The organism is Rhizobium sp. P38BS-XIX, from assembly GCF_012641435.1.
Classification (GTDB): domain Bacteria; phylum Pseudomonadota; class Alphaproteobacteria; order Rhizobiales; family Rhizobiaceae; genus Rhizobium.
The window spans coordinates 267,564-293,438 of record NZ_JABAIJ010000008.1 but is presented as its reverse complement, the minus strand read 5'-3'; the positions used below and the strand labels follow the sequence as shown (position 1 = coordinate 293,438).

General features: G+C 58.2%; 25 protein-coding genes and 3 pseudogenes. 11 read left to right on the top strand and 17 right to left on the bottom strand.

Going from position 1 to position 25,875, the window contains the following annotated elements; genetic code table 11:
- Positions 1-44: 44 nt before the first annotated feature.
- The 12 genes and pseudogenes from HGP17_RS24890 to HGP17_RS24835 form a co-directional block, all read right to left on the bottom strand.
- Positions 45-1,061, bottom strand: a complete 1,017-nt coding sequence (locus HGP17_RS24890) for a type VI immunity family protein (RefSeq protein ID WP_168813120.1) — start codon at positions 1,059-1,061, stop codon at positions 45-47.
- A 33-nt stretch (positions 1,062-1,094) separates the two neighbouring features.
- The gene (locus HGP17_RS24885; RefSeq protein WP_168813119.1) at positions 1,095-2,165 is read right to left on the bottom strand and encodes a DUF4150 domain-containing protein; all 1,071 of its coding nucleotides are present in this window, start codon (positions 2,163-2,165) and stop codon (positions 1,095-1,097) included.
- Between the two features lie 10 nt (positions 2,166-2,175).
- The gene (locus HGP17_RS24880; protein ID WP_168813118.1) at positions 2,176-3,285 is read right to left on the bottom strand and encodes a hypothetical protein; all 1,110 of its coding nucleotides are present in this window, start codon (positions 3,283-3,285) and stop codon (positions 2,176-2,178) included.
- Complete coding sequence (locus HGP17_RS24875; RefSeq protein ID WP_168813117.1) at positions 3,282-4,310, bottom strand: DUF2169 domain-containing protein; 1,029 nt, start codon at positions 4,308-4,310, stop codon at positions 3,282-3,284. The genes HGP17_RS24880 and HGP17_RS24875 overlap by 4 nt, the downstream gene beginning before the upstream one ends.
- 10 nt (positions 4,311-4,320) lie before the next feature.
- On the bottom strand, positions 4,321-4,557 hold the full coding sequence (locus tag HGP17_RS24870; RefSeq protein ID WP_168813116.1) for a hypothetical protein: 237 nt from the start codon (positions 4,555-4,557) through the stop codon (positions 4,321-4,323).
- A gap of 670 nt (positions 4,558-5,227) precedes the next feature.
- Positions 5,228-5,683, bottom strand: a complete 456-nt coding sequence (locus tag HGP17_RS24865; protein ID WP_168813115.1) for a hypothetical protein — start codon at positions 5,681-5,683, stop codon at positions 5,228-5,230.
- Between the two features lie 191 nt (positions 5,684-5,874).
- A pseudogene (locus HGP17_RS24860) lies at positions 5,875-6,934 on the bottom strand (ornithine cyclodeaminase).
- A 69-nt stretch (positions 6,935-7,003) separates the two neighbouring features.
- Positions 7,004-8,674 (bottom strand): M20/M25/M40 family metallo-hydrolase, encoded by a 1,671-nt coding sequence (locus HGP17_RS24855; RefSeq protein ID WP_168813114.1) that lies wholly within the window; start codon positions 8,672-8,674, stop codon positions 7,004-7,006.
- Between the two features lie 17 nt (positions 8,675-8,691).
- Positions 8,692-9,456 (bottom strand): amino acid ABC transporter ATP-binding protein, encoded by a 765-nt coding sequence (locus tag HGP17_RS24850; RefSeq protein ID WP_281412783.1) that lies wholly within the window; start codon positions 9,454-9,456, stop codon positions 8,692-8,694.
- The gene (locus HGP17_RS24845) at positions 9,453-10,109 is read right to left on the bottom strand and encodes an amino acid ABC transporter permease (protein WP_168813113.1); all 657 of its coding nucleotides are present in this window, start codon (positions 10,107-10,109) and stop codon (positions 9,453-9,455) included. Before HGP17_RS24845 ends, HGP17_RS24850 begins: the two co-directional genes overlap by 4 nt.
- Positions 10,106-10,768 (bottom strand): amino acid ABC transporter permease, encoded by a 663-nt coding sequence (locus tag HGP17_RS24840; protein ID WP_168813112.1) that lies wholly within the window; start codon positions 10,766-10,768, stop codon positions 10,106-10,108. Before HGP17_RS24840 ends, HGP17_RS24845 begins: the two co-directional genes overlap by 4 nt.
- A 146-nt stretch (positions 10,769-10,914) precedes the next feature.
- Positions 10,915-11,688, bottom strand: a complete 774-nt coding sequence (locus HGP17_RS24835) for a transporter substrate-binding domain-containing protein (protein ID WP_205926115.1) — start codon at positions 11,686-11,688, stop codon at positions 10,915-10,917.
- Positions 11,689-11,923: 235 nt separating this feature from the next.
- Between HGP17_RS24835 and HGP17_RS24830 the strand changes: the two genes are divergently transcribed.
- A complete protein-coding gene (locus tag HGP17_RS24830) occupies positions 11,924-12,337 on the top strand; it encodes an Lrp/AsnC family transcriptional regulator (protein WP_168813111.1) in 414 nt (137 codons plus the stop codon).
- Positions 12,338-12,352: 15 nt separating this feature from the next.
- Here the strand turns inward: HGP17_RS24830 and HGP17_RS33960 are convergent, their stop codons facing one another.
- The 4 genes and pseudogenes from HGP17_RS33960 to HGP17_RS24820 all read right to left on the bottom strand — a co-directional run bounded on the left by HGP17_RS33960 (position 12,353) and on the right by HGP17_RS24820 (position 15,179).
- Positions 12,353-12,484, bottom strand: a complete 132-nt coding sequence (locus HGP17_RS33960) for a hypothetical protein (RefSeq protein ID WP_281412782.1) — start codon at positions 12,482-12,484, stop codon at positions 12,353-12,355.
- Positions 12,485-12,531: 47 nt separating this feature from the next.
- Positions 12,532-12,810 (bottom strand): annotated as a pseudogene (locus HGP17_RS34065) (flagellin); the annotation flags it as partial.
- Positions 12,811-13,905: 1,095 nt separating this feature from the next.
- A pseudogene (locus HGP17_RS34060) lies at positions 13,906-14,298 on the bottom strand (flagellin); the annotation flags it as partial.
- Positions 14,299-14,489: 191 nt separating this feature from the next.
- Entirely contained in the window at positions 14,490-15,179 is a 690-nt protein-coding gene (locus HGP17_RS24820; protein WP_168813109.1) for a GntR family transcriptional regulator, read from the bottom strand.
- Between the two features lie 98 nt (positions 15,180-15,277).
- On the opposite strand from HGP17_RS24820, the gene HGP17_RS24815 reads away from it, so the two are divergent.
- The 10 genes from HGP17_RS24815 to HGP17_RS24770 all read left to right on the top strand — a co-directional run bounded on the left by HGP17_RS24815 (position 15,278) and on the right by HGP17_RS24770 (position 24,288).
- The gene (locus tag HGP17_RS24815; protein ID WP_168813108.1) at positions 15,278-15,880 is read left to right on the top strand and encodes an amino acid synthesis family protein; all 603 of its coding nucleotides are present in this window, start codon (positions 15,278-15,280) and stop codon (positions 15,878-15,880) included.
- The gene (locus HGP17_RS24810) at positions 15,855-16,670 is read left to right on the top strand and encodes an alpha/beta hydrolase (RefSeq protein WP_168813107.1); all 816 of its coding nucleotides are present in this window, start codon (positions 15,855-15,857) and stop codon (positions 16,668-16,670) included. Before HGP17_RS24815 ends, HGP17_RS24810 begins: the two co-directional genes overlap by 26 nt.
- Positions 16,663-17,589, top strand: a complete 927-nt coding sequence (locus HGP17_RS24805; protein WP_168813106.1) for a flavin reductase — start codon at positions 16,663-16,665, stop codon at positions 17,587-17,589. Before HGP17_RS24810 ends, HGP17_RS24805 begins: the two co-directional genes overlap by 8 nt.
- A complete protein-coding gene (locus HGP17_RS24800; protein WP_168813105.1) occupies positions 17,586-18,623 on the top strand; it encodes an LLM class flavin-dependent oxidoreductase in 1,038 nt (345 codons plus the stop codon). Before HGP17_RS24805 ends, HGP17_RS24800 begins: the two co-directional genes overlap by 4 nt.
- Positions 18,624-18,631: 8 nt before the next feature.
- Entirely contained in the window at positions 18,632-20,095 is a 1,464-nt protein-coding gene (locus HGP17_RS24795; protein ID WP_168813104.1) for an aldehyde dehydrogenase, read from the top strand.
- A gap of 4 nt (positions 20,096-20,099) precedes the next feature.
- Entirely contained in the window at positions 20,100-20,429 is a 330-nt protein-coding gene (locus tag HGP17_RS24790) for an NIPSNAP family protein (protein ID WP_168813103.1), read from the top strand.
- Positions 20,430-20,468: 39 nt separating this feature from the next.
- Positions 20,469-21,479, top strand: coding sequence for an ABC transporter substrate-binding protein (locus tag HGP17_RS24785; protein WP_168813102.1), 1,011 nt, complete (start codon positions 20,469-20,471; stop codon positions 21,477-21,479).
- A 74-nt stretch (positions 21,480-21,553) separates the two neighbouring features.
- The gene (locus HGP17_RS24780) at positions 21,554-22,411 is read left to right on the top strand and encodes an ABC transporter permease (protein ID WP_168813101.1); all 858 of its coding nucleotides are present in this window, start codon (positions 21,554-21,556) and stop codon (positions 22,409-22,411) included.
- A gap of 3 nt (positions 22,412-22,414) precedes the next feature.
- Positions 22,415-23,215: an ABC transporter permease gene (locus tag HGP17_RS24775; protein WP_168813100.1), complete on the top strand. Its 801-nt coding sequence runs from the start codon at positions 22,415-22,417 to the stop codon at positions 23,213-23,215.
- Positions 23,212-24,288, top strand: coding sequence for an ABC transporter ATP-binding protein (locus HGP17_RS24770; protein ID WP_168813099.1), 1,077 nt, complete (start codon positions 23,212-23,214; stop codon positions 24,286-24,288). The genes HGP17_RS24775 and HGP17_RS24770 overlap by 4 nt, the downstream gene beginning before the upstream one ends.
- Before the next feature lie 25 nt (positions 24,289-24,313).
- On the opposite strand, the gene HGP17_RS24765 is transcribed toward HGP17_RS24770, so the two are convergent.
- The gene (locus HGP17_RS24765) at positions 24,314-25,867 is read right to left on the bottom strand and encodes a DHA2 family efflux MFS transporter permease subunit (RefSeq protein WP_246704197.1); all 1,554 of its coding nucleotides are present in this window, start codon (positions 25,865-25,867) and stop codon (positions 24,314-24,316) included.
- Positions 25,868-25,875: the final 8 nt, after the last annotated feature.

Here is a 25,875-nt window from a genome sequence, read left to right as displayed (position 1 = left end):
CGTTCATGGGGGCGATAGTCTCGCCTCCATTAGAAGCCGGTGGATCAATCGAACCGGCTGATCCAGGCTTCGGTCGCTTCCCTGCGGTTCACATCATCGGGAACGGAAAGATAATAGGGAGCTGTGTAATCCTTGAAGCGAATAGGCTTCAGGGCGGCGTTGATCTCCTTATAGGCCTCCGGCACATCGCCATAATTCACGTCACCCATGCGGGGCTTCGGTCCTGCCTGGAAGACAACGCCGCCATTGTAAGGGTGCAGGACGATATTTTCGCTCAATTGCGCCCGTATCACTTCGAGCCCACCTAGCCGCGTGACATTCGCATCATTGATCGCGGTCAGCCAGTTCACGTCGCGGATGATGTCGTCACGGCGTTTGGTATCGGACGTAAGCCCCCCGGAGTCCGCATAGAGCAAGCCCGGAAAGCGTCGATACAGCGGATACATGGTGTGCATCCTGGCGTTGGTGTAGGTGAACACCAGTAATGAGCAGCCTGAGACCGCGTAAAATATGTTCAGCGCTTCACACGTCTTCTTGAAATTGTCTATGAATGCATCCGGTTTGTCGAGCAGGTCACTGTAGCGATTGGTGTAGGTGAGGCTGCCGCTGCTGCGGTAATTTTGCCCATCGACGAGGCATGAAAATTTCCGATAACTCGGAATCAACGTATTTTCATCAGGCGCCTGATGCTTGATGTAAAAGCTCAGCGTCCGTTCAGGATCGGTCATCTCCTCGCTGAGCTCACCAACGGTCGCATCGTCCGAGCGGCTGGTCGTCAGCCGACGACGAATATCGCTGACGGACTTGAGCGTGAAGACATCGTCCTCCTGAACGAACACGTTCGGATGCGGCGAGGCCGCATTATAGTAGTCTTCCGCCAGCCGAACCGTCGTTTCTCGATCCTCGAGCTTACCGTAGCTGTTGAACATGAATTCCGACGTCATCCCAAAGCGGATCGGCAAGCCTCGGTCGTCCATGTGCAGCTTGTCGTCCAGGAGCGACAGATCGTTTTCCTTGTTCGCAATCGTAACAAGCATCATGGCTTCAGATAGATCAGGCAATTTTTCCCCCTTCGTCGGGATAGCTTGCAAACGTTACGGTATGACAGGGATCGGCACGGGAACGGGAACAGGCATTATAGGGCCGCCCATTCGTCCAGGCAAAGGCACGCCGTTTGGATAGACGCCATGCTTTCTGAAGTGGTCGGCAGCCTGGTTAAACACGCTGTTTCGCTGCCACTCGTCCTCTTCGTCCCGGCAGCCGTCGCACCATGAAGGCACATAAAATTCACCATGATAAACGCCGCCATTCGCCTTGGCCGCATTTCTGTAAGCGTCGTTTTTTGCCGCCGAATTTTCCTTGTCGTCGCCGAATTTGATATCCCAGAAGTCGGTGGTGTCACCGGAGCTGTCGACCCAGACGGCGTCAAGCCAACGCGAGCCGCGGATATTGTACCAGTCGCCGCTATACCATGGCGATTCCTTGCCGATCGGCTTTCCCGGCGGTTTTCCGTTTTCCGTCGTGTTCTTTGGATTGTCCGGGTCCCAGTAACCCACTTCCGACAAGAGGCCCGGATGGCCAGGCTTGCCTGCCTGCGTGTTTGCGTACTGCTTGTCGACCTGTTGCTTGAAGCAGGTCGAATATCGCATGCGCCAGGGTTTAACGTAGTTGTCGATCCACTGACCCTTGCTGGAGCCGCGCCATGTCACCCAGCACCAGCAAGCGATCTCGCAGATCGCCGTTTCCTTGGCATTTTCCGGCGAACGGATCGGCCGAGACTGAAAGCCGCCAGCCGAAATCGTGTTGCCATGATTCATCAGCATCTTGTCGGTGTGGCGGGTGACGGGCTGCCCTTCCATGAAGACATTGGGTGACCATGTCAGCCAGGTAGCCTCGGCCTGCACCGTGTTGGATTTGACGCCTCGGCCGACACCCGGCTCGTCCCCATAGGACACATGGAATTCCGACCCCTTGATGCCGTTCATGACGCCGCCATGCGAGAAAACGGTTTTCGTTCCCTTCGCAAGATCCCGGGCAAAAGCGATATTGGTATAGGGCACAGGCGGCTGCGGGCTGCGGCAAATATCCGGCAATGTCGAGCGCGTCATGCCGGTGGAGTTCTTGTGGCAAAGAGCCAAGCCGTTGATGCCGATCGTATCGACCATGTGTCTCCCCTTATACCGAGGTTATCGCGATGGCGGCCGAGTTGCCGTCGAGATTGCTGCCGACCACCAATGCGGGATATTTCGACGAAGGCGCATCCGGCTCCGTCTCGCGCTTCGGTCCTTCGCCCAAGGTCAAGGCCAAGAGCGTGACGCCTGTCGCGGCGCCAAGGTCGCCGAGTGCCAGAGAAGGGCATTCCGGATCATGGGGAGCAGATCCCAAAAGCTGTCCCGTTCGCGCGACCGCAAAGGCATATTGCTCCGCCCGCCAACGCTGTCCGTTCAGGTCCGACATAATGCGGGCAGGCTTTCCGATGTCGGTAAAGCTGTTGGAGACATCTTTCATTGCCTTTGCCAGACCTTGCCCCTTGATCCCGGTTTGGGTGCCGCCAGCCGGTTCGGCGTTTACGATACCATCCACCATGGGTACTCCAGCCAAGCCGGTCTCTTTGCCGGTACCAAAGCCCAGAATGCGCGCCGCGGGCGTGGGAATCAGATGAGATGCCGCCACCAGAGCGACGCCACATGCTTCTCCGGGCACAAAACCGTAGGGGTTTCCGTCTTTCAACATGAAGCCCAGCGCATCGACCCGATCGAGCAGCAAGGGTTCGATGTAGCTATCAAGTCCGGCAACGAAGGCAGCCTGGATTTCGCCGGCTTCTATCCGGGCGGCAACCTTATCAAGTGCGGTTATGGCGGCCGCTCCCTCTCCGTACGAAGGAGTAATCGAGCTGACATGCGCTATCGGCCGCTCTGAGAGCCAACGTGCGAACCGCTTATAGCCCGGATCGTTCTGCATCCAGGCGGGAAGGCAAAGGTGAAGTTCGAAACGCATATCCGTCCGGGTCAGCCAGGGTGCTTGCGCGTAGCAATCCACCATCGCGCGTTCGAACATGAAGAGGAGACGCATGGAGTATTCGCGCTCGGCTTCCGGCGGCTGCGCGCCTGCCAGTCTCGGCGCGTTTCCATCGCTTCCGACCCAGCCGCTCGCCCGGCTGATGCCCTGCTTGCCGTCCTTATAGGCGTCGAGCGTCGCTTCCAGCGTCTCGCCCAAGGGAGTGCAGAGGCCGATCGCGGCTATCATCGGCGCGCTTGCTGCCTCGCCGGTATCTTTCTCACTCATTTGGCCACTCCCGCCATTTGCTTGACCCAAACCGTTGAACGATCGAGAACCTGCTCCAGTCCGTTGCAAGGCAAGGACGTATTCCAAACCATGGAAAGCCGTTTGCCGCTGGCGTCTATGTGTACGGCGATCAGCCTGAGACGCTGGATCGGTTTGCGGCGATTGATATGGGTCTGAGCCTCCAGGATGATTTGCGGCAAGACAAACTCATAAGGTCCCTCTGGGTGCAGACCGATGATCGACACCCGCTCGCCACCGCGCAGATCCAGGACCTGATCGTCTGGTGCTGCCTGGTGAAAGCGATCGGAAAAATCGAGCGGCGCCAAAGGGGCCCGATCCTCTTCCCACTCGTCGTCATATGTGCCGGCACGCTCCCTGCGCGGGCTCCAGGCACGAGCGACGGCTCCGAAGCCCACCGGCGTCGGGATCTTGTCGATTTGCTTGAAGCGATTGGCCGGGTCCTCGATCTGCGGGAGCTCAAGCTGCATATCCCTCGATATGCTCTGCTTGCTTGCAAACCAGCCTTTCCCGATCGGATTGGTGGGATGGGTTTCCGAGCCGCCAAACGCGTCCTTGCCGCCGATGGCGTTGCGCCACGATAGCTCGACGGCCTCCGTCTGTTCGTTTGCCTCCACCTGCCAGCCCCGAGAGGCGTGCTTCATCTCCCGCGGGGCAAAAGCCACGCCCGGTTTTTTAAAGCTTCCAATTGAAACTTCAAATGGCTGCTCCTGAAATGGTTTTCCGTTCGGGGCGACGACCTGGCCGCCAATCGTCACATCGACTTTCGGGCGGAACGGGGAGAAATCGGTATCCACGCGAAGCTCTTCGTGATCAGCCTCGCCGTCACGTTCCGCATAAACGCTTGACCGACAGACCGGCTTTTGGTCCTCGTCGATCGAAACAAAACCATTGTCGTTAATGCGAAACGTCGCCCGCAGGGCGACGACCCAATGTTCGAAGCCAGAGCCGTCGCGGACGAATGTACCATCGGCGGAAAAAGGGGTCTGATCAACGATCTGCCACATGCAGCGCCCCTCAGTTAAGATGGATCGTTGCGCCCTTCAGATAAATGTCTTCCGTGACATTCTGTACCAGGCGCTTACCCTCAACCCAAATCGTACCGTCCTTCTCCAGAACGAGCTTCGATTTGCCGTTCTGGACAGTCAGGCTTTCCGATGCCGGGTCAAAGCGAATGAGCTTCGACAGGGCTGCCAAAGCTTCCCAGTCCATGTCGATAGGAAAAAAGGAACTTGGATCGGATGCCTTCTTCATATCTTTCTCCTGCGTAAGTACTACCGCTGGTTATCGACATTTAGCGGCGAGTCAAAATCCTACAAGGGTCAACAACCCTGTTTTGACGCTCGTCGCAAAATCTTCAATTTTGCCCGGCCAGCAGAACGGCTGCTTATGGAGAAGGGAATTCGACGCCACCGGTGGATGTGTCGCGAGCAGTCATCACGGGTATCTTGAATTGCTTTCCCACTCTTTCGCTTGGGCTCGATCTTTTAAAGGCGTGTCACCCGTAGCGGCGCGAGATGAAAGCTATTTCGGCGAAACAGCAATCAGATCGATAGATTCCGCCAGTTTCTTGTGAATTTTCCCCGATTTTTCATGCCCGCGGATCCGCTGCTATTCGATTTATGCAACGGTGTCTCGCGAATCTGCCTATTCCTTAACGGTCACGGATCCATTAAACAGTCGGCCTTCAACGTCAAAGGACAAAAATGTCTGACCATCCGCGCTCGCTAGAGTCGACAAGGCATTGCATATCGGACCGGAAGCCCAAAGGCACCCTCATTTACATTGTGGTGGCTATTGTTGCCGTCATCACGGGGACCTTGTCTGCGCGTCATGAAAGCGTCACCACGCCGACGCCGCAGATTGCAAAATTGCTTCGCTAGTCTGCTGCAAGATCAGCGCCTGAGACATTATCCAACTGCTTCTAAATAAGCGTCGCGCTCGCTTTTTGTTCAATCAGGGGCGCGATTCCGGCATAGAAGAACGGGATGCTGTCTTCGGGTCCATTGACTGCTCGCCCCCTGATTTTCCCCATCACCATGACGCCAAGCCGAAATTCAGGCTCCCCGATCAGCAGTACGAAGGGATTTTCCTCATCGCCGCGAAGATAGCGCCCGCCAAATTGGCTGCGCGCGGTTTCAAAGACATAGGCTGAGGCGAGAAAATGCAGGTCGTCGGGCAGCGGCGCCTGTCTTTCGAAGAAATCGTTCAGCACCCGATCGACGAGCAGGAGCGATTCTTCGGAATAATCGAGTTTCGATGCATCGATAGGGGCGTTGGGACTATTGAACGCGCTGGCAAAGTCCGCGGACTGAGAGGCCATCGCGTCTTCGATCGTCGCAGGCATCTTCCTGCGTTTCAAAAAATCAAATAGTCCCATGAGCAGTCGACCTCTTTATTGTCTTCAGGCTCGTCGGAGGCCGCAAAAATAACCATCTCACCCGGTTGGGGTGACACCCGGCTCGTCAGCGGCGACCGTCGACTGCAAATCTAACGATACCTTTCCGTCGTTTTCAACCTGTAAATGTAATGGGTCGTGCTTGCCGTTCCCCATAAAGATTGCGGATTAGGCTAGGCGGCAAGCCTCGCCTGGCAGCGCAAAAGCATCCCGTAGAGATCGCGCGGCTCATCCGGGTCGGCCAGAAGATCCAATTCGGCGTATAGGCCCGTTTCCTTGAGTTTGCTGCGGACATATCTCAGCGCCGAGAAATCCTCGATGGCAAAGCCGACGCTGTCGAACAGCGTGATTGCGCGTTCTGATGTGCGCCCGCTGCGATGTCCCGCGATCACTTCCCATAGCTCGTTGACGGGATAATCGGCATCCAGCTGCTGTATCTCGCCTTCGATCCGGGTCTGTGGTGGATATTCGACGAATATATCGGAGCGCAGAAGAATATCTTTGTGAAGTTCCGTTTTTCCTGGGCAATCGCCGCCGACCGCGTTGATGTGAACTCCGGGGCCGACCATGTTGTCGGAGAGTATGGTTGCACATTGCTTGTCCGCGGTCACCGTCGTGATGATATCGGCACCTTCCACGGCGCCTTCGGAAGACCCGCAAATCGTGATGCTGAAGCCAGCGCCGGCCAGATTTGCCGCGCAGCGCTTTGAGGCCGATGGATCAATGTCGTACTAGCCTGAGATCGGTAACGCCCAGGATCGCCTTGAACGCCAGCGCCTGAAATTCGCTTTGCGCGCCGTTGCCGATCATCGCCATCGTCTTTGAACCTTGCCGGGCCAGATGCTTTGCAGCAACGGCAGACATTGCGGCTGTGCGCAAGGCCGTGAGGATCGTCATCTCCGAGAGCAGCATCGGGTAGCCATTTCCGACGTCCGACAAGACGCCGAACGCGGTCACCGTCTGACGACCTTCTCTGGTGTTCTTCGGGTGGCCATTGACATATTTGAATCCATAAAGCGTGCCGTCGCTGGTCGGCATAAGCTCGATGACGCCTTCGTTCGAGTGCGATGCGACGCGAGGTGTCTTGTCGAACTGCTCCCAGCGCACAAAGTCTTCCTCAATGGCCGCAGCGAGTTCGGTGAGAAATGTCTCGACCCCGATCTCCAGCACGAGACGCATCATATGGTCGACGCTGACGAAAGGGACGATATTCAGATTTGGATTGCTGGACATTCCATCGGTCCTTTGAAATGCGTGCTGAGGCGCACGAGGGAGAGCGTAACCGGCAGGTGCTATGGCTACCTAGTCGTGGGCGCGAGTGAGGAGGGTTGTGGCGATGTCGAACACCAGGTCCGGCAGTACGGAAAAGGCATACGGCTCGTGGACGCGCTCGAATTTCTGGTGAAACTCTCTGCCCCAGGGGCCGAGATTGACGGTGGGGAATTCCAGCGCATCGTTCGGTGGATTGTCGATGAGACGCGATATCGGCGTATTGTCCGAGACGATCTTGCTGCCGCTGGCGGAAAGTCCGAGAAAACTCATGTCGGAAATGCCCTGGAAGTGGGGCTTCCAGCGAATGCTCTTCGTTGGATCGTTCATAAGATCGGCTCGGGCTTGCTCGATGGCATCATGCAAACCCCGGTCACGCACGGCATCCAGCTTGAGGCGTGAGGACGGATAGTGCAGGCCGGCAAAGCCGATGACGACAGCCGGACCGGAAACGCGCGCAATGCCGACAAGCCACTCGGTCAATTGACGGGTGACCACCAGCGGGTTGTCGATGGTGGAAAGTGCCTTCTCCTTCTCGGCATAGATGCGCTCGAACTCCGACCCCGCGACATTCGCAGCGATCGACCGCAACTCACTGAAACTCAAAATGTGGGGTTTGGCGGGTGTCGCGCCCGCGCTTCTGCCAACGAGCTTGCCGAATTTCACCGACTGCTCGGAAAATTTCTCAACGGCCTCTTCAGCGCCGGAGACCACCTCTTCCTTGAAGCGCGCGAAAAGATCATCCGCAGACATGGCATGGTACAGCCAGTTGAAGGCGATCCAGAAGCGCTCGGGCGTGGTAACCTCATAGCCATCGCGCAAATCCTTTGCCTCCAGGCAGATCGGCGCGGGCGAAATATCGGTGTCATCGCGGTCCGCAAGGCTTGCATTGCCCTCGAGCCGGGAAAGGATGGCTGATCCCATGGCCTGCGCGCTGACGCCCTCGAACGGGTAGCTCGCATGAGAGCTGCAGCCGACGACGAGTGCGAATGGGAGCAGTTTGCCGATCGTGCCCGCATAAACGGCGCGCCCTTCGCTGCCGTCGCCCTGATCCGAAGTCACGTCGAGATTGATCCCGGCCGAGATGTCGATGTCGAAGTCTTTGACGAGCGATGGTAGTGCGTCCCGCAGTGAGCGCATGCCGCGGCTTTCGCGCTCCTCGTCCGGTGTCGCGACCATCAGGAGGTTGCCCTCTCTGTTCGGATCGGCGGCGAATTGCTCGAGACAAGCGATTGCAACGGCGATGCCGCTTTTCATATCCAGGAGGCCGCGCCCCGGAAGGAAATCGCCGCTGAGCAGATCCTCGAGCGTGCGTTCTTCCTGTGCCGATCGATCGGTTCGCGCCGAAATCGTCTCGATGAGAGCATCTCGCAGCGCGGCAGCGTCGCAGGCGAGACCTTGCAGCTCATGGTAATTGTCTGTCGATACCGTGTCGAAGTGGCCAGCCAAAGCAACGGTGCGCTTGCCCGTTCCGCGCACAAGGGCAACCACGCTGTGGGTAAGGGGCTCGCCATGGCTCGCCACCAGGCGGATGTTGTCCGGATGGTCCCGAAAATATGGAATTTCCATCAGGAGCTCCCGCAGGTGATCTGCGAAGGAAGCCTCGCCGGGTGTTCCTGTCTCGCTTGGCCATGAGGTGAGGCGCAGCGCCAGGTCGCGGACATGCTTTCGGTCGATTTTGCGCGTTTCGGCTTGGTTCGTCATTTCGTTCGTGTCCGCTTTCAGTTCGCCAGGTGCTTCCGAAGAAAGGCGCGTGTGCGCTCCTCGGCCGGGTTGGATAGAATGATGTCGGGCTTGCCCTGCTCGACCACAACGCCGCCGTCCATGAACAGGACATGATCCGACACTTCGGCTGCAAACCGCATTTCGTGCGTGACGATCAGCATGGTCATGTGTTCGCTTGCGAGCTGCTTCATCACCTGATTGACCTCTTCGACAAGCTCCGGGTCGAGAGCCGAAGTCGCTTCGTCGAACAGCATGACCTTGGGCTGCATGGCCAAAGCGCGGGCGATCGCAACGCGCTGCTTCTGTCCGCCGGATAGACGGGCCGGATAAGCCTCTCCCTTGTCGGTCAACCCAACCTTGGCCAGAAGTGTGTTTGCACGCTCGATAGCGGCAGACTTCGCCAGTCCTTTCAGTTTCATCGGTCCAATCATGATGTTCTGGAGAACCGTCAGATGGGGAAAGATGTTAAACTGCTGGAACACCATGCCCATTTCCTGGCGGATATGGTTGATGTGGTTCTCGAATGCGCGCCACTTGAGCGGGCGGTTTACCTGATGCCCGTCGAGCCATATTTCTCCGGACGACAGCGCTTCGAGCATATTGATGGAGCGCAGAAGGGTGCTCTTTCCGGATCCGCTCGGGCCGATGATCGAAACGATCTTGCCGCGTTCGACGCTCAGATCGATGCCTTTGAGGACTTCGTGATTTCCGTATGATTTGCGGATCTGCCGCAGTTCGATCATGGGGGGCTGTGATGTCATCGGATGGCTTCCGCTTTTCGTGCAGCAACGTTCAGCAGACCTTCCATCGCCAGATTGACGAGGTAGTAGAGCAGCGCTGCGGTGAAATAGAACTCAAAGGGTCGATAGGTTTCGCTGATCGCTCGCTGAGCGTTCAGAACAAGCTCGGTAATGCCGAGCACTGAAAGCACGGCCGTGTCCTTGAGAAGGATGATGCTGTTGTTTCCGACCTGGGGCAGGGCGGTGAGCAGTGCCTGGGGGATGATGAAGTGCCGCAGTGTCGCGCCACGACCAAAGCCGAGCGATCTGGCGGCCTCCGTCTGGCCTGGGTCGACACCCCTCAGGCAGGTGCGAAAGATATCGGCGTTGTAGGCGGCATAGTGTAGTCCGAGACCCAATACGCCCGTCCAGAATGCCGGCAACATGACCCCAACCTGCGAGAGGCCGTAGTAGAGAAGATAGAGCTGCAGAAGGAGCGGTGTTCCCATGAACAGGAACACTACGCCGCGCACGGGCAGGCTGACGATCTTTGAGCCGTACAGGGAGATGATTGCGATGCCGACTCCGAACAGGATGCTGATCGTACCCGCGAGCGCGGTGATGACGACAGTCCAAAGAAGACCGGTCCCGAGTATCTGAGAGTAGGAAGGGACGACGCTGAAATCGAAGCTCATGCCTCAGCCCTCCGTGCGGCGTCGAAGACATGTTCGATGCCACGAACAATCAGCGAGATGGCGCCGACGATTGCGATATAGGCCGCGCCGGCCACCGTGAAGACTTCAAAGGGCTTATAGGTCGAGGTTACAAAACGCTGCGCGGCATAAGTCAGCTCGACGACGCCAATGGTTGATACCAAAGCGGTGCTCTTCGATAGGATCACGGTGTTGACCCCGAGCGACCTGATGATCAAAGGAGCAGCCTGCGGCAGGACGAAGAGGCGCATTGTATCGAAGCGTCCGAAGCCGAGCGACCGCGATGCTTCCGTCTGCCCCTTGTCGACCGCGATGATGGCACCCTTGATGCCCTCGGACATATAGGCGCCGATGTTGAAGCCCATTGTGATGATCCCGGCCGTAAAGGGTGTCAGCTCAAGTCCGAACTGCGGCCCGCCAAAAAACACCATGAAGAGCTGCACCAGGAGCGGCGTTCCGCGCATGACGCTGACATAGATCGTCGCAAGCAGGCGCACGGCGCGCAGTTTCGAAAAGCGCCCCATCACCACAACGGCGGAAACGACGAGGCCAATAAGCAGCGAACAGGCCGTCAGCTCGATTGTCACCAGAGACGCGTCCACCAGAAATGGTGCTATTCGTCCAATAAGTTGGAAATCCATTCCGGCCTCCCCGGCCAGCACCTTGCGCATCTGCCGGCAAGCGGCGATTGCGGGGCTTTAAGGAACCTGCCGCGAATCGTTCGCGCTTGCCCGGGTTCCGAAAGAGTGGGCGTCGGCCAGGTCGGGTGAGGGCCTGGCCGCATCGGTCAGCGAATGTCCTGGCCGATCCATTTCTTGGAGATGGCCTCATAGGTTCCGTCGGCCATCATATCGTTGAGCGCCTTTTGCATGGCCGCCGCAAGCTCGGGATTGTTTTTGCGGATTGCTATGCCGATGTCGTATTTCGGCATCTTGTCATCCTTGACCTGCTCGATCGGCGCATTGCTCTTGGCAATCGCGACGAAGACCGGAACGTCATCCGCAATGACGGCATCGACGCGGCCGGCCTGCAGATCGAGAAGCATTTCCGGCAAGCCCTTATAGGTGCGGATTTCGAACGCATTCTGCTCTCGCGCCCATTTTTCCGCCGCCTCGCCGAGCGTGACGCCGACGGTCTTGCCCTTGAGTTCGTCGACGCTCTTGATGGTCGCGCCCTTCTTGACGAAGGCGGCAAGTCCGGAGCGATAATAAGGGCCGACAAAATCGACCGCCTTCTTGCGCTCGTCGGTGATGCTCATCGAACCGATGATGGTGTCGTAACGACCCGTCACCAGCCCGGCGATGATGCCGTCCCAGGCCGTGGTGACGACAGTCGGCTCGACTTTCAGGCGCTTTGCGATCTCTGTACCGATATCCACATCGAAGCCGACCACCTTGTTGTTTTCATCGACAAAGCTGAATGGCGGAAAGACGCCGGAAAGGGCGACGGAAAGCTTGCCCGATTTTTCGATTTTCTGGAGGTCGTCAGCCTGGGCGGCGTTCAAAGGCAGATATGCCGCTGCTGCAATAACAATCGCAGAGAAAATAAGGTTCAACTTCATTGTAGATCATCTCCCAAACAGGTCACTCAATGACCTTGGATCGCACTCATTTTTGGTCCGAGCGATGACCGAGCTGCTGCTGGCTATTTGGTTTTTGCCCTCGTTTTATCCAGCGCGCGTTCCGTCAAAGCGAGAGGAGTCGTAGTCTCGGATCGGTGAACAAAAAAGAATGCAAACTGATCGAAATCAGGATAAAATGACGAAATAGTAAGAGATTTGACGAAATGGTAGTTTCATGGATGAGCTGGATCGAAAGCTGATCGCCGAACTGCGGATCAATGGACGAGCTTCCGTGCCGCAGATTGCGCAGATTTTGGGAGTCGCGCGCGCGACCGCCCAGAAGCGCCTCGACCGGTTGATGTCGACGGGAGACATCAAAGGCTTCACGGTCCGGCTGAAGGACGACGCCAGCAAGGATCTCATCCGGGCCTTTATCCTGGTCGAGATTTCGGGATCGCCCCGACATGCGATATCGGCCATCAAGCGGTTGCCGGGCGTGGCGTCGCTTTCCAATACAAACGGGCTTTGGGACATGATCGCGGAGATCGAAGTATCGACCATGTCTCAGCTGAATGAGCTGATTTCCACTGTAAGGGCAACGGATGGCGTGTCGAAGAGTGAAACCTTCATCATGCTTGGGCCCGCCTGAGACGCGCGTCGGCCATCACCTGCGATGACTTGGCAAAAGCATTTCCTTGATGGCATCCTTGCCGCCGATGAAAACCGAAAACCAGATATCGATCACCGCTCTTCTCACCGTATTGTCGCAAAGCTTCACCCGGATGAGATACTTCAAGGCAATGCCCTGATCGCGTCCCTCAACCGCTTCGGGCCGCCATCGACTTAATTCCGAAAGAGCGTCAGGACGTTTTGCGGGGCCTGGTTTGCGATCGACAAGGCCTGAACGGCAAGCTGCTGTTGCGTCTGCATGGCATTTAACCGTGCCGAAGCTTCTTCCATGTCGGCATCGACAAGCCGGCCGACGCCGCTGCCAATGCTGTCCTGGAGCTTGCTGGCGAAATCCGTCTGCATGTCGATCCGCTTGATCAGGGAGCCCAGTTTGGACGCGGCGTCGGTGATCCTGTTGGATGTAATCTCGATATAGCTGAGATAGTTGTCGACCAGATCCGGATTGTGAACGATGTCGATGTCGGTGAAGTTGAGCGTCGGTATCGGCTCGATGTTGACGTTGATGCCGTTAAAGCCGATTGCGGATTTCTCACCCGACTTGCGATCGGACATGACATCCGTTTTGACCGTGACGCCGCCGGCGCCGTTGTCGGCAATGATGACATCCGGCCGCGCAATGAGTGAATTCAGCAGCGTCGCCATTTCGGCGGGTGTCTGGATCGTGCCGTCGTCTTTGCCGAGCAGTGTATTGATATAGTCCCGATCAAACGAGTAAGCCGGGCTTCCGCCTCTATCCGTCGAGAAGTTGAAGTTGATGACGACACCGCCGGCGACGTTGAAGGGTTGGAAATTCAATGTCATCGAAGAAGCCCGGTGTCCGTAATTTATGCCTGCCGTTGCAGACAGTCCTCCGTTGCCGGGGATTGTGGAGACCAGATTGGAGATCTGAAAGGACGAGCCATCCTTCGTCGGGTCGGCGGTTCTGACAATACCGATCTCGTCGATGGTCGGTACGTAGATAACATCCTGATGGGGCGGTTCCGGATGGGTGTAATTCGTAGCAAAAGCATGCGCACCAGCATTGCCGAGAGCTTTGTTTATTACCCTCGTATAGTCGGTATAGGTTGCGATATGGCCGTCCGAGACGCCCAAGGCAGCATTCACCGTCGCCTGATCTATGAAGACATGCGCGGTCGTTCCAGGATCGTATGGCCCCGGGATTCCATCCGCCGGGTTGTCTGCATCGACGGTGAGATCGAAGGATATGACGTCGCCGGCTCCGAATGTCATCGGTCCGGTAAACCAGAAATCCTCGCCGCCAGCACCTCCACCACCGGTATTGCCGGCGCTATATGAACTCATGGCGTTGAAGCTCCCGAAGCGCAGGCCGCCAATCGTTTTGACATCGCGCGGATCTGCCTGCAGCAGACCACCGCCGGTGGAGTTGAAGAGCGATATCTTGCTGAGATCAAAATCGGCGGTATTGACAGAGACCCCGCCGTCGGAGCCACGGACAAACGAAGAGACAACCGATCCCACGGTTTGCTGTGGGTCGAATATATCGCTGATATCGGACTGCAGGTAGTTCATGCCGTTGAAGGAACTGCTCTGGGATATCGACACGACTTGTTTCTTGAGTTGATCCAGTTCTTCCTGGATCTTGCTCTTGTCGACGCCATCCTCTTTTGCGGCTACCAGCTTGCTTTTGAACTCCGACAAGACATCGATGACGGAAGTCATGCCTGAATAGGCGGTGTCGATCTTTGCGTGACCGACAGCAAGCGCGTCCGAAACGGCCGAGACCGCACCTTTATCCGAACGCATGGATGTCGCGATGGACCAGTAGGCCGCATTATCCGAGGCATTTGAGATGCGAAGGCCCGAACTAACCTGCATTTGCTGAGATGCGAGGCCGGCCCCGATGGTGCGCAACGTCTGAAGCGCGGCCATGGCCGAGTTGTTCGTCACTATGCTTGTCATTTCAACCCCGAATATGCACGCGATACGTGAATTTTTGGGGCTGTTATGGTTAACAGAAGCTAAAGAATTATTCCTGAATCTCGCATCGGCTCCGATCCTCAGGATGAACTATCGTCTTTTCGGTCCTCTGTCACTTTTCGGCAATTGCCTGCCTGACTGAACGAAGGGGCGAGGAGCGCCAGTGTTTGCATTCAAGTCGCCGAAGCCAAAAGCTCCTTGGCGATCGCTGCGGCCGCTACGACATGCGTCCTGCAGGCTTCGGCAGCAACGTCCGGCTCGTTTTGTTCAATCGCGGCAAAGATCTTTCGAATCTGCGCCGGGCCTGTCGTCGTCCGGTTCGTGGTGGACAGGGTCATCACGCGCAATCGCGAAATTCGGCTGTTCAGGCGGCTGACGATATCCCAGGCAATGTTGTGGCCGCCGGATTCAAAGATGATCCGGTAAAACTCTGTAGTCGCGTCAAGAATGCCTTGAGGTGACTGCTGATGGGAGGTGCGATCGAGTTCGTCCAATGCCTGGCGAAGCCTGCTCTTGACGTCATCTGCTGCGGTGCGCGCGCAATCGGCGACGGCGGTCGATTCCAGTGAGGCCCGGATTTCGTAAATCTGGCGGGCATCGTCCCATTCAAGACGCGCAACGATCGGCCCCTGTTTGGCCAGCATCTCAACAAGGCCTTCCGCCTCCAGATGCCGAAGCACTTCCCGGATGACCGAACGCGAGACGCCCAGCTGTTCGCACAGTGTCCGCTCCACAAGGCGTGCACCCGGTTCGAACAATCCGTTGATGATGGCCCGTCGCATTCGATCGAGGGCGATTTCTCTCAAGGTTGCGGGCGGAGAGTCGATCCGGAGGGCGGCGAGGTCGTTTGCGTTCTGGCTCATGCCGACTTTTTAGAACGAAAAGAAATCTTGCACAAGCTCTTGACACGTTGTCTTATGGTATACCAACATACGAACAGCTGAATGGACAGGAGAGGCAGATGGCATCACTTATTCGCAAAACGTTGTTGCACGTCGAAACAACCCATATCGAAGGCGGAAAGGACGCTGCCGTTCCTCTCAAGCTGATCGCCGCCATCGCCGTTCTGAAAAATCCTTGGGCGGGCCGCGGTTTCATTGAAGATCTGAAGCCGGAAATCCACACGGTTGCCCCCGTTCTCGGGGAATTGCTCACCAGGATGATCATCGAGACAGCCGGCTCAGGAGAGGCGGTCGAAGCCTACGGAAAGTCCGCCATCGTCGGTCTCGATGGCGAAATCGAACACGCCTCTGCGTTGATCCATACGCTGCGCTTCGGCAATCATTATCGCACGGCCGTTGGCGCCAAATCCTATCTCGCTTTCTGCAATACGCGCGGGCCGGCCAATGCACCGATCATGATTCCGCTTATGGACAAGAATGACGAGGGGCGGCGCTCGCATTACCTGACGATCCAATGCGCCGTGCCCGATGCACCGGCCGCAGACGAGATTGTCGTGGCTCTGGGTGCTTCGATTGGCGGGCGTCCGCACCATCGCATCGGTGATCGCTATCAGGATCTCAAGGAGCTGGGTCACGATGTTGCAAACCCTGCAGCGGTCTAAGACGCCGTCCGGCACGGCCTACATCGACCGCGGCAGCGGAGATGAGATCCTGGTTTTACTTCATGGTGTCGGAATGAGGATCGAGGCCTGGTGGCCGCAAATCGAGAGACTGTCGACGCGCCACCGCATCATTGCGGTCGACCTGCCGGGACACGGCTCTTCGACGCCGCTGATGGGCAGGCCGGATCTGTCCGATTTCGTCACGTGGTTCGGCGGGGTGATCGAGGAGCTGGAGCTCGGCGTGATCAACGTAGCAGGGCATTCCATGGGCGCGCTGATCGCGACCGGGATGGCAGCAACGGCGCCCGAGCGTCTTTCGCGGATTGCCTTGCTGAACGGGGTCTACAGGCGAACGGCCGAGGCCCGGCAGGCGGTGGAAGCGCGAGCCGACGAAATATTCACGGGTGCGTTCGATCGCGAGGCGCCATTGGGCCGATGGTTTGCCGCCGATGAAGCGAATACCGAGGCCTATTGTCTGGTGCGAAGCCTTCTCCAGCAGGTCGATGCAGGCGGATACGCCGCCGCTTACCGGGCCTTTGCGACTGGGGATATGCTTTATTGCGATTGCTGGCCGGCCGTGACGATCCCGGCCCTGTTCCTGACCGGCGACGGTGACCCGAATTCGACGCCGGAGATGGCCAGGGACATGGCAAAGGCTGCGCGGAACGGCAAGGCCCGGGTTATCGAGGGGCACCGCCATATGGTCAACCTTACGGCACCGGACGAGGTCACTGCGGCCTTGGCCGACTGGCTCACCTGGACAGCCAGACGAGGAGGAAGAAATGCTTGAGGCAAGAGCTCTGAGAGACGCATTCGGCGCATTTCTCACCGGCGTGACTGTTGTCACGACCATGAACGAGGCTGGGGCGCCCATCGGTTTTACGGCAAACAGCTTTACGAGTGTGTCGCTCGACCCGCCGCTGCTGCTGGTCTGTTTGGCGAAGACCTCACGCAATTATCAAACGCTGACGACCGCTCGCGGTTTTGCGGTCAACATATTGTCTGAGGACCAGAAGGACGTGTCGAATACATTTGCCCGTCCTGTCGAAGATCGCTTTGCATCCGTCGCATGGGCGCCCGGGCCGTTCGGCTCGCCGGTGTTTGCAGAGGTTGCGGCGTGGTTCGACTGCTCCATGCATGAGCGTATCGACGCCGGCGACCATGTTATCTTGATCGGTCGCATCGAGGCTTTGGATAATTCCGGCAAAACCGGACTGGGCTACGCCCGTGGCGGCTATTTCACACCGGCTGCGACGGAAAAGGATCTTCTCGCCAATGTCGAGGGAAGCCTGTCCGTCGGTGCGGTCGCGGAGCGCTCTGGCGAGATTCTGCTTGTGCCGGCAGCCTCGGGCGGCTGGACGCTGCCATTTGTCGACAAGGCCGAAAGCGAAGGGATGGGTGTTCTCGAGCGCGAGTTCGCAGCCGAAATCGGTCTCAAGATCCAGACCGGTCTCCTCTACTCCATTTACGATGATACGAAGACCGGCTGTCAGCATATCATTTATCGTGCAAGCCTTGGCAACGGCACACCGAAGATCGGGCGGCTATTCTCGTTGCAGGATCTTCCTCTGGCCGAGATACCGGATAGCGCCGTGCGCGAAACCGTGAAGCGCTACGCGCAGGAAAGCATGCTCGGCAATTTCGGCATTTATTTTGGCAACCATGAAAAGGGCCGGGTTCACGCCGTGGCCAAAAAAGGTGACGCATGAAATTCTCGCTTTTCGTCCACATGGAGCGGCTGAACGCCAGCCAGAGCCATCCGGAACTGTACGAAGAGTTCATCCGGCTCTGTGAGATCGCAGACAAGGGTGGGATGCATGCGATCTGGACCGGCGAACACCACGGCATGGATTTCACCATCGCGCCGAACCCGTTCGTCAATCTTGCCGATCTCGCTCGCCGGACGACAAACGTGCGGCTGGGCACCGGCACAGTCATTGCGCCGTTCTGGCATCCGATCAAGCTTGCCGGTGAAGCCGCGATGACGGATATCATCAGCGGCGGCCGGCTGGATATCGGGATTGCCCGCGGCGCATACAGCTTCGAATATGAGCGGCTGCTGCCGGGGCTTGATGCCTGGGGCGCCGGCCAGCGCATGCGTGAGTTGATCCCTGCAATCAAGGGCCTGTGGGCGGGTGACTATGCCCATGATGGCGAGTTCTGGAAATTCCCCGCGACGACGTCGGCTCCCAAGCCGGTGCAGGCGCCGCATCCGCCGATCTGGGTCGCCGCGCGTGATCCAAACAGCCATGAATTCGCCGTCGCCAATGGCTGCAATGTTCAGTGCACGCCCCTTGCAAACGGCGAAGCCGAAATCGCAAGCCTGATGGATCGCTTCAATGCGGCCTGCGAAAAGGCTCCGGATGTGCAGCGCCCGAAGATCATGCTGCTGCAACATACATATGTCGGTTCCGACGATGCCGATATCGCGCAGGCGGCCAAGGAAATCAGCATCTACTACAACTACTTCTTCGCCTGGTTCAAAAACGAGCGACCCATTCGACAGGGGTTGATCGAGCGGTTGAACGAAGAGGAGCTAGCCGCCAATGCGAACCTGTCCCCCGACAAGATGATCGCAAACATGCCGATCGGCAACGCTGCGACGGTGATCGATCGTCTGAAGGTTTACGAGAAACAGGGCTGGAACGAATATTCGTTCTGGATCGACACCGGCATGAGCTTTGAGCGCAAGAAGGCGTCGCTCGAGCGCTTCATCGCCGACGTGATGCCCGCATTCCAGTGAGGCTCGAGATGCAGGATTTCCAGCAATATATCGATGGTGTCTTTGAAGACGGCTCGGCACGTTTCGACAGCATCGATCCCTCGACCGGCCGCGTCTGGGCGTCGATGCCCGAGGCGCGAGAAGACGATGTTGATCGCGCTGTCAAAGCCGCGGAGCGGGCGCTCTGGTCAGGGGCTTGGCCCGCGATGACCGCAAGCGCAAGGGGCAAGCTACTGTTCAAGCTCGCCGATATGGTTCAGGCGAACGCCGCACGCCTCGCCGAACTCGAAACGCTCGATACCGGCAAGATCATCCGCGAGACGTCGGCGCAGATCGCTTATGTCGCCGATTATTATCGCTACTATGCCGGGCTCGCCGACAAGATCGAGGGGGCGACCCTGCCGATCGACAAGGCGGATATGGAGGTCTGGACCCGCCGCGAGCCGGTCGGCGTGGTCGCCGCAATCGTGCCGTGGAACAGCCAGCTCTTCCTGTCCGCCGTCAAGATCGGACCGGCGCTTGCCGCCGGCTGTACGCTCGTGATCAAGGCGTCCGAAGATGGGCCGGCGCCCATGTTGGAATTTGCTCGCCTCGTGCATGAAGCCGGGTTTCCCAACGGGGTCGTCAACGTCATTACAGGGTTTGGCGCGTCTTGCGGCAGCGCGCTCACGCGGCATCCCGGCGTTGCGCACATCGCCTTTACCGGCGGTCCGGCGACGGCGGCGCATGTCGTTCGCAACTCTGCCGAAAACCTAGCCAGCACATCGCTTGAGCTTGGTGGAAAGTCACCCTTTATCGTGTTTGCCGACGCCGACCTCGAAAGCGCGGCCAATGCCCAGGTCGCCGGCATCTTCGCAGCGACGGGCCAGAGCTGCGTTGCCGGCTCGCGTCTTCTGGTCGACGCGGCCATCAAGGACAAGTTCATCGCTCTCTTGAAGGCAAAGGCCGAAGCGATCCGAATTGGTGCGCCGCTCGATATGGCGACGGAGGTCGGTCCTCTCTGCGCCGCGCGGCAGCGTGCGCATATCGAGAGTGTCGTCGCCGCTACGGTCAGCGCTGGCGCCAAGGTCGTGACCGGCGGTCAGCCGATCTCGGGTGACGGCTTCTACTACCCTCCGACGATCATCGATTGCGATGGCGTCAAGGCGTCGTCCTTCGAAACGGAACTGTTCGGTCCGGTTCTCTCGGTCGTATCCTTCGCGAACGAGGACGAAGCAGTCGCCCTTGCCAACGCCACGACCTATGGCCTGGCCTCCGGTGTCTTCACGCAGAATCTTGCCCGCGCGCATCGAATGATCCGGAAGATCCGTGCCGGCATCGTTTGGGTCAATACCTATCGCGCCGTCTCGCCGATCGCTCCTTTCGGCGGCTTTGGCGCGTCCGGCCATGGCCGTGAAGGCGGCCTTGCGGCAGCGCTCGACTATACGCGAACCAAGACTGTCTGGCTCAAGACGTCGGACGATCCATTCCCCGACCCCTTTGTCATGCGGTGAGCCCATGTTTTACGAGATCAGGACCTACCGGCTGAAGAACGGCGCTATCCCCGAATATCTCAAGGTTGTCGGCGAGATCGGTATCGCGATCCAGAAAAAGCATCTCGGCAACCTTGTGGGATATTTCTCCTCGGAGATCGGGCCGATCAACGAGATCGTCCACATCTGGGGCTACACGAGCCTGGACGATCGCCACGCGAGGCGTGCCCGGCTTACGGCTGATCCCGAGTGGCAGGCCTTCCTGCCGAAGATCCGTGACCTGATCGTCACCGCGGAAAACAAGATCATGTCGCCGGCGTCTTTCTCGCCGCTCGGCGGTCAAGAGCCGACGTGAAGCAATCAACTATCCAGCACAAAAAAGGAAAAAGGGAACATGACTAGATCACTTGCAATCGCAGTTGTTACGGCCGGCCTGGTTTTCGCGGGTGCCGCCGCGGCGCAGGATATGGTGTTCACCAGCTGGGGAGGGACGACACAGGACGCGCAGAAGGAATACTGGGCCGATACCTTCAGCAAGACGGCAAACGTCAACGTTACGGAGGATGGTCCGACCGACTACGGCAAGCTGAAAGCCATGGTCGAGGCAACCGCGGTTGGCTGGGATGTCGTCGACGTCGAAGGCGACTATGCGGTTCAGGCGGGTAGTAAAGGCCTTCTGGAGAAGCTGGACTTCTCCGTCATCGACAAGAGCAAGCTCGATCCGCGCTTCGTGACGGACTACTCGGTCGGCAGCTTCTATTATTCATTCGTCATCGGATGCAACAAGGATGCCGTCGACGCATGCCCGCAAAGCTGGGCCGATCTGTTCGACACCAAGAAATTTCCAGGCAAGCGCACCTTCTACAAATGGTCGGCCCCGGGTGTGATCGAGGCCGCTCTTCTGGCGGACGGGGTTCCCGCCGACAAGCTTTATCCGCTCGATCTCGACCGCGCGTTCAAGAAGCTCGACACGATCAAATCGGACATCGTCTGGTGGGATAGCGGAGCGCAATCGCAACAGCTGCTCGCTTCTGCGGAAGCGCCTTACGGATCGTTCTGGAACGGGCGCCTGACTGCGCTTGCCCAGACTGGCGTAAACGTCGAGACATCCTGGACGAACAATATCACGGCCGCAGACGCACTTGTCGTTCCGAAGGGCACGAAGAACAAGGAAGCAGCGATGAAGTTCATCGCCAATGCGACCAGCGCCGATGCTCAGGCCAAGTTTGCCGCCAAGACCAGCTATGCGCCGATCAATCTCGGCTCGCCTGCCCTGATGGATCCGGCCTTGCGCAAGTCGCTGCCGGATCAGCAGGCCGCGACGCAGGTCAACGCGGACATGAACTATTGGGCGCAGCACCGCGATGAAATCGGCACGCGCTGGTACGCCTGGCAAGCGAAATAAGTGCTGATGGCTGATTTGCCGACGGGCCGGCAATGCCGGGCCGTCGGGATCGCCAGACTTTCGGGAGATGCAAGATGGCACTGACGGCAACGATTGGCAGCGCTCTGCAAAGAGCACCTAGACGAGGCAGCTTCGGCTACCTTCTGCCGGCGCTTCTCATCATTGCGCTGTTCTTTATCGTGCCGGTTTGCATGCTCTTGTTGCGGAGCGTCCTGGAACCGCAGCTTGGGCTGCAGAACTATGTTGCGCTGCTCGGCTCTACGACCTATCTCCGGGTCTTCCTCAATACATTCATGGTGGCGGGGCTGGTTACGATCGTCTCGATCATCATCGGCTATCCGATTGCATGGCTTCTTGCCATCATGCCGGAGCGCTGGTCACGGCTGGTTCTGGCGATCATCGTTCTCTCCATGTGGACCAATCTGCTGGCCAGAACTTACGCCTGGATGGTGCTTCTGCAGCGTACGGGGGTCGTCAACAAGCTGCTGATCGGACTGGGATTGATCGACAAGCCTCTTGCACTCGTCAACAATCTCGTCGGTGTGACCATCGGCATGACCTATATCATGCTTCCCTTCGTCATCCTGCCGCTGATGGGGGTTCTGCGCTCGATCGATCCCGGAATATTGCGAGCTGCCTCCTTGTGTGGAGCCAATAAGCGCCAGTGTTTCATGCTGATCTTGCTGCCGCTATCTTTGCCAGGGATAGCAGCAGGGGCTTTGATGGTCTTCGTTATGTCGCTTGGCTATTACGTGACACCCGCTTTGTTGGGCGGAACGTCCAACATGATGCTTGCCGAACTCGTCGCACAGTTCGTTCAATCGCTGGTCAATTGGGGCATGGGCGGCGCGGCTGCATTTGTCCTGCTGCTGGTCACGCTCGCCCTTTACGCAGTTCAACTTCGATTTTTCAATCCCAATCGGGCGAGGTAAGCCATGTTGCTCGATTTCGAAAAGCTCGGCGGCCTCAAGTATTTTCTGATCGGATTGACAGTTATCGTCTGTCTTTTCCTGATCCTTCCCATCGTGTTCATCGCGGCACTCTCTTTTGGGTCGTCGCAATGGCTGATCTTTCCGCCGCCGTCATGGACATTCAAATGGTATCAGGAACTCTTTGCCGATCCGCGCTGGCTTTATTCGGCGTTGACGAGCCTGGAGATCGCGGCCGTCGTGACGGTACTATCCGTTATAATCGGCTTTCTCGCCGCATTCGGTCTAAACCGCAGTAATTTCTTTGGACGCGAGGTCTTGCGCGCGCTGTTCCTGACGCCGATGATCCTGCCGGTCGTGGTCCTGGCTGTGGCGCTTTATGCCTTGTTCCTGCAGCTCGGTCTTGCCGGAACAACGATTGCCTTCATCATCGCGCATCTGCTGATTGCGCTGCCGTTCTCGATCATCTCGATCGGAAACGCTCTCGATGGCTTCGACAAATCAATCGAGGATGCCGCCATTCTATGCGGCGCCAGCCCTTGGGAAGCGCGGCTTCGGGTCACCGTGCCGGCGATCAGCCACGGGATTTTTGCCGCCGCCATTTTTTCCTTCCTGGCCTCGTGGGACGAGGTTGTGCTGGCCATTTTCATGGCGAGCCCGACGCTTCAGACCTTGCCGGTGAAGATCTGGTCTACCTTGCGTCAGGATCTGACGCCGGTCATTGCCGCCGCCTCGACAATACTCATCGCCTTTACCATCGTCCTCATGGTCCTGGCTGCTATCTTCCGCAAGGGACATAAAACATGACCGAAGCATTTCTCTCCATTCGCGGCATCCGCAAAGTCTATGGCCAGGTGACGGCGGTCAAGAACGTGACGATGGATATTGCCGAAGGCGAGTTCATGACCTTCCTTGGACCCTCCGGCTCCGGAAAATCCACCACGCTCTATATTCTTGCCGGGTTTCAGGATCCGACGGCGGGGGACATTCTGCTGAAAGGCCAAAGTCTTCTCTCGATACCGTCGCACAAGCGCAGCATCGGAATGGTCTTCCAGCGTTATACGCTCTTCCCGCACCTGACCGTCGGTGAGAATGTCGCATTCCCGTTGCGCGTGCGCCGTACAGGCCAAGCCGAGGTTACCGAGCGCGTGCGCGCCGCGCTACGCCTGGTGCGGCTCGAGGGGTTTGAAGATCGTAAGCCGGCCTTGATGTCCGGCGGTCAGCAGCAGCGCGTCGCGCTTGCCCGTGCGCTCGTCTATAACCCGCCGGTGCTGTTGATGGACGAGCCGCTATCGGCGCTGGATAAAAAGCTGCGCGAGGAAATACAGTTCGAGATCAGGCGCATTCATCAGGAAACCGGCGTCACCATCCTCTACGTCACGCATGATCAGGAAGAAGCTTTGCGCCTTTCGGATCGCATCGCCGTCTTCAGCCATGGCGAGATCGATCAGATCGGTTCGGGTCAGGAACTCTACGCCAATCCGGCAACGCATTTCGTCGCCGGCTTCATCGGCGACAGCAATTTCATCGATGCCGAAGTCGTCGCGCACGGGGATGGGAAAGCGCGTCTCGCCTTGCCGGGCGGGACGATCGTCGATGGCGTTCCGATGCGTGCCAATGGGAGCAAGGCTACGAAGGCCTCGCTGCTGCTGCGCCCCGAACGCCTGTCCTTGTCTCGCGCGCAGGTCGAGGCCGGCCTTGCGGTCACGATCAGCGACATCACTTTTCTCGGCAACAATGTCGAAGTCAGCACGCAGACCGCAAGCGGTGACAACCTGTCGGTTCGACTTCCGTTCGGGCACGAGGCGATTTCGCATCTTGCCCGCGGCGATCAAGCATGGCTCGGCTTTGACGCCAATTCGGCGCATGCTTTCGCCTGAACTGGCAGCAAGCGGGAGGATCGCTCTAGTGGGCGGCCTGCAGCGTAGCTTTGTCAGCCACCTGATTTGGGCGGCGAAGCAACAGAACAACGGGCATCATGGCAAGGATCATGACACCCATCAGCCAGAAGCAGTCGCTATAGGTCATCACAAGCGCATTGCGCTCGATGAGGCTGGACAATTGCGAGATGGCGCGCAGTTTGGCGGTAGCGGTGTCTATTCCCTGGCTCACGCCGCTGGCCGCGAGCCGCGCCTGTCCGGCGATCGAGTTGGCCGTGAGTGCCTCGCGGATCGTGTCCGAATGGGCAGCGCTTCGCTGGTCGATGACGACGCCGCTCAAGGCAAGTCCCATCGAACCGCCGAGGTTGCGCGCCATGCTGTATATTCCGGCGCCATCTGCTGCATTCTCCCTGCCGATGGCCGCCATCGAGACCTGATTGAGCGGCATCGCCGCCAGGATTTGGCCGACGCCGCGTAGGAGTTGCGAGATCTGGAAGTCTCCTCCGGCGCTATCCGGGCTGAGACCGATGTCGATGAAGCAGCTGGCGGCAAAGAAAAGCAGGCCCAGCGCCACCATGATCCGCGCATCGAAACGACCAACGATGCGTGGAAGAACAGGCACGAGCAGAAACACCGGGATTGCCGACAGCGCCATGATGCCTCCGGCCTGACGAGGATTGTATCCGGCAATCGAACTTAGAAACTGCGGCAGGATAAAGGTTGCGCCATAGGTGGCGGCACCCACCGCAAGAGCGATCGTCGTTGCGCTGGCAAAAGCGCTGTTTCGAAGAAGCGACAGCTTGATGACCGGATCCGCGCTTGTTCTTTGGGCAACGAAGAGGATGACGAAGCCAAGCAGCGACGCGATGCTCAACTCAACGATGATCGGAGACTCAAACCAGCTGTCGCGTTGACCTTCTTCAAGGACGACGGTCAGGCAGCTGAACGCGAGGGTCATGCCCGCAATGCCCAACCAGTCGGCTTTCGCAATCAGACCAAGGTTCGGGCTTTGTTTGGGCAGTCCGACGAGAAGGAGAATGGAGAGTGCAATCCCGACCGGCAGGTTGAGGAAGAAACACCATCTCCATGTCACCTCCTCGGCGAGATAGCCACCGAGCACAGGGCCAAGGATCGGGCCGATCAGCACGATCACACCGAAAATGCTCATGCCGACCGGCATCTGCCGAGGCGGCAGTTGCGTCCGCACGATCACCTGCGCTGTGGGGATCAAGGCTCCGCCGAAGAAGCCCTGACCAACACGGCCGACAATCATTCCGATGAGGCTGTCTGAAAGTCCGCAAAACATCGAGAACAGGACGAAGGCCGTCGTGGTGACGAGAAGCAGGGTTCGAAGCCCAAAGAGCCGTGTAAACCAAGCCGTCAGAGGGATCATGATGACCTCTGCGACGAGGTATCCCGTGCCGATCCATGTTCCTTCGGTTCCGCTGGCTCCGATCGCGCCCTGAATCTGGGGAAGCGCCGTGTTGGTGATCGAGATGTCGAGCGTCGCCATGAGGGCGCCAAGCGCGCCGGCGACAACCGCCACCCAATCCGTGACGCTTGCGCTCTCAGAACTCATCGATGCCG

Excerpts from the sequence above, each read along its gene's own strand:
- HGP17_RS24885 (WP_168813119.1), bottom strand. The coding sequence starts at position 2,165 with ATGGTCGATACGATCGGCATCAACGGCTTGGCTCTTTGCCACAAGAAC.
- HGP17_RS24880 (WP_168813118.1), bottom strand. The coding sequence starts at position 3,285 with ATGAGTGAGAAAGATACCGGCGAGGCAGCAAGCGCGCCGATGATAGCC.
- HGP17_RS24875 (WP_168813117.1), bottom strand. The coding sequence starts at position 4,310 with ATGTGGCAGATCGTTGATCAGACCCCTTTTTCCGCCGATGGTACATTC.
- HGP17_RS24870 (WP_168813116.1), bottom strand. The coding sequence starts at position 4,557 with ATGAAGAAGGCATCCGATCCAAGTTCCTTTTTTCCTATCGACATGGAC.
- HGP17_RS24865 (WP_168813115.1), bottom strand. The coding sequence starts at position 5,683 with ATGGGACTATTTGATTTTTTGAAACGCAGGAAGATGCCTGCGACGATC.
- HGP17_RS24855 (WP_168813114.1), bottom strand. The coding sequence starts at position 8,674 with ATGACGAACCAAGCCGAAACGCGCAAAATCGACCGAAAGCATGTCCGC.
- HGP17_RS24850 (WP_281412783.1), bottom strand. The coding sequence starts at position 9,456 with ATGACATCACAGCCCCCCATGATCGAACTGCGGCAGATCCGCAAATCA.
- HGP17_RS24845 (WP_168813113.1), bottom strand. The coding sequence starts at position 10,109 with ATGAGCTTCGATTTCAGCGTCGTCCCTTCCTACTCTCAGATACTCGGG.
- HGP17_RS24840 (WP_168813112.1), bottom strand. The coding sequence starts at position 10,768 with ATGGATTTCCAACTTATTGGACGAATAGCACCATTTCTGGTGGACGCG.
- HGP17_RS24835 (WP_205926115.1), bottom strand. The coding sequence starts at position 11,688 with ATGAAGTTGAACCTTATTTTCTCTGCGATTGTTATTGCAGCAGCGGCA.
- HGP17_RS24830 (WP_168813111.1), top strand. The coding sequence starts at position 11,924 with ATGGATGAGCTGGATCGAAAGCTGATCGCCGAACTGCGGATCAATGGA.
- HGP17_RS24820 (WP_168813109.1), bottom strand. The coding sequence starts at position 15,179 with ATGAGCCAGAACGCAAACGACCTCGCCGCCCTCCGGATCGACTCTCCG.
- HGP17_RS24815 (WP_168813108.1), top strand. The coding sequence starts at position 15,278 with ATGGCATCACTTATTCGCAAAACGTTGTTGCACGTCGAAACAACCCAT.
- HGP17_RS24810 (WP_168813107.1), top strand. The coding sequence starts at position 15,855 with ATGTTGCAAACCCTGCAGCGGTCTAAGACGCCGTCCGGCACGGCCTAC.
- HGP17_RS24805 (WP_168813106.1), top strand. The coding sequence starts at position 16,663 with ATGCTTGAGGCAAGAGCTCTGAGAGACGCATTCGGCGCATTTCTCACC.
- HGP17_RS24800 (WP_168813105.1), top strand. The coding sequence starts at position 17,586 with ATGAAATTCTCGCTTTTCGTCCACATGGAGCGGCTGAACGCCAGCCAG.
- HGP17_RS24795 (WP_168813104.1), top strand. The coding sequence starts at position 18,632 with ATGCAGGATTTCCAGCAATATATCGATGGTGTCTTTGAAGACGGCTCG.
- HGP17_RS24790 (WP_168813103.1), top strand. The coding sequence starts at position 20,100 with ATGTTTTACGAGATCAGGACCTACCGGCTGAAGAACGGCGCTATCCCC.
- HGP17_RS24785 (WP_168813102.1), top strand. The coding sequence starts at position 20,469 with ATGACTAGATCACTTGCAATCGCAGTTGTTACGGCCGGCCTGGTTTTC.
- HGP17_RS24780 (WP_168813101.1), top strand. The coding sequence starts at position 21,554 with ATGGCACTGACGGCAACGATTGGCAGCGCTCTGCAAAGAGCACCTAGA.
- HGP17_RS24775 (WP_168813100.1), top strand. The coding sequence starts at position 22,415 with ATGTTGCTCGATTTCGAAAAGCTCGGCGGCCTCAAGTATTTTCTGATC.
- HGP17_RS24770 (WP_168813099.1), top strand. The coding sequence starts at position 23,212 with ATGACCGAAGCATTTCTCTCCATTCGCGGCATCCGCAAAGTCTATGGC.
- HGP17_RS24765 (WP_246704197.1), bottom strand. The coding sequence starts at position 25,867 with ATGAGTTCTGAGAGCGCAAGCGTCACGGATTGGGTGGCGGTTGTCGCC.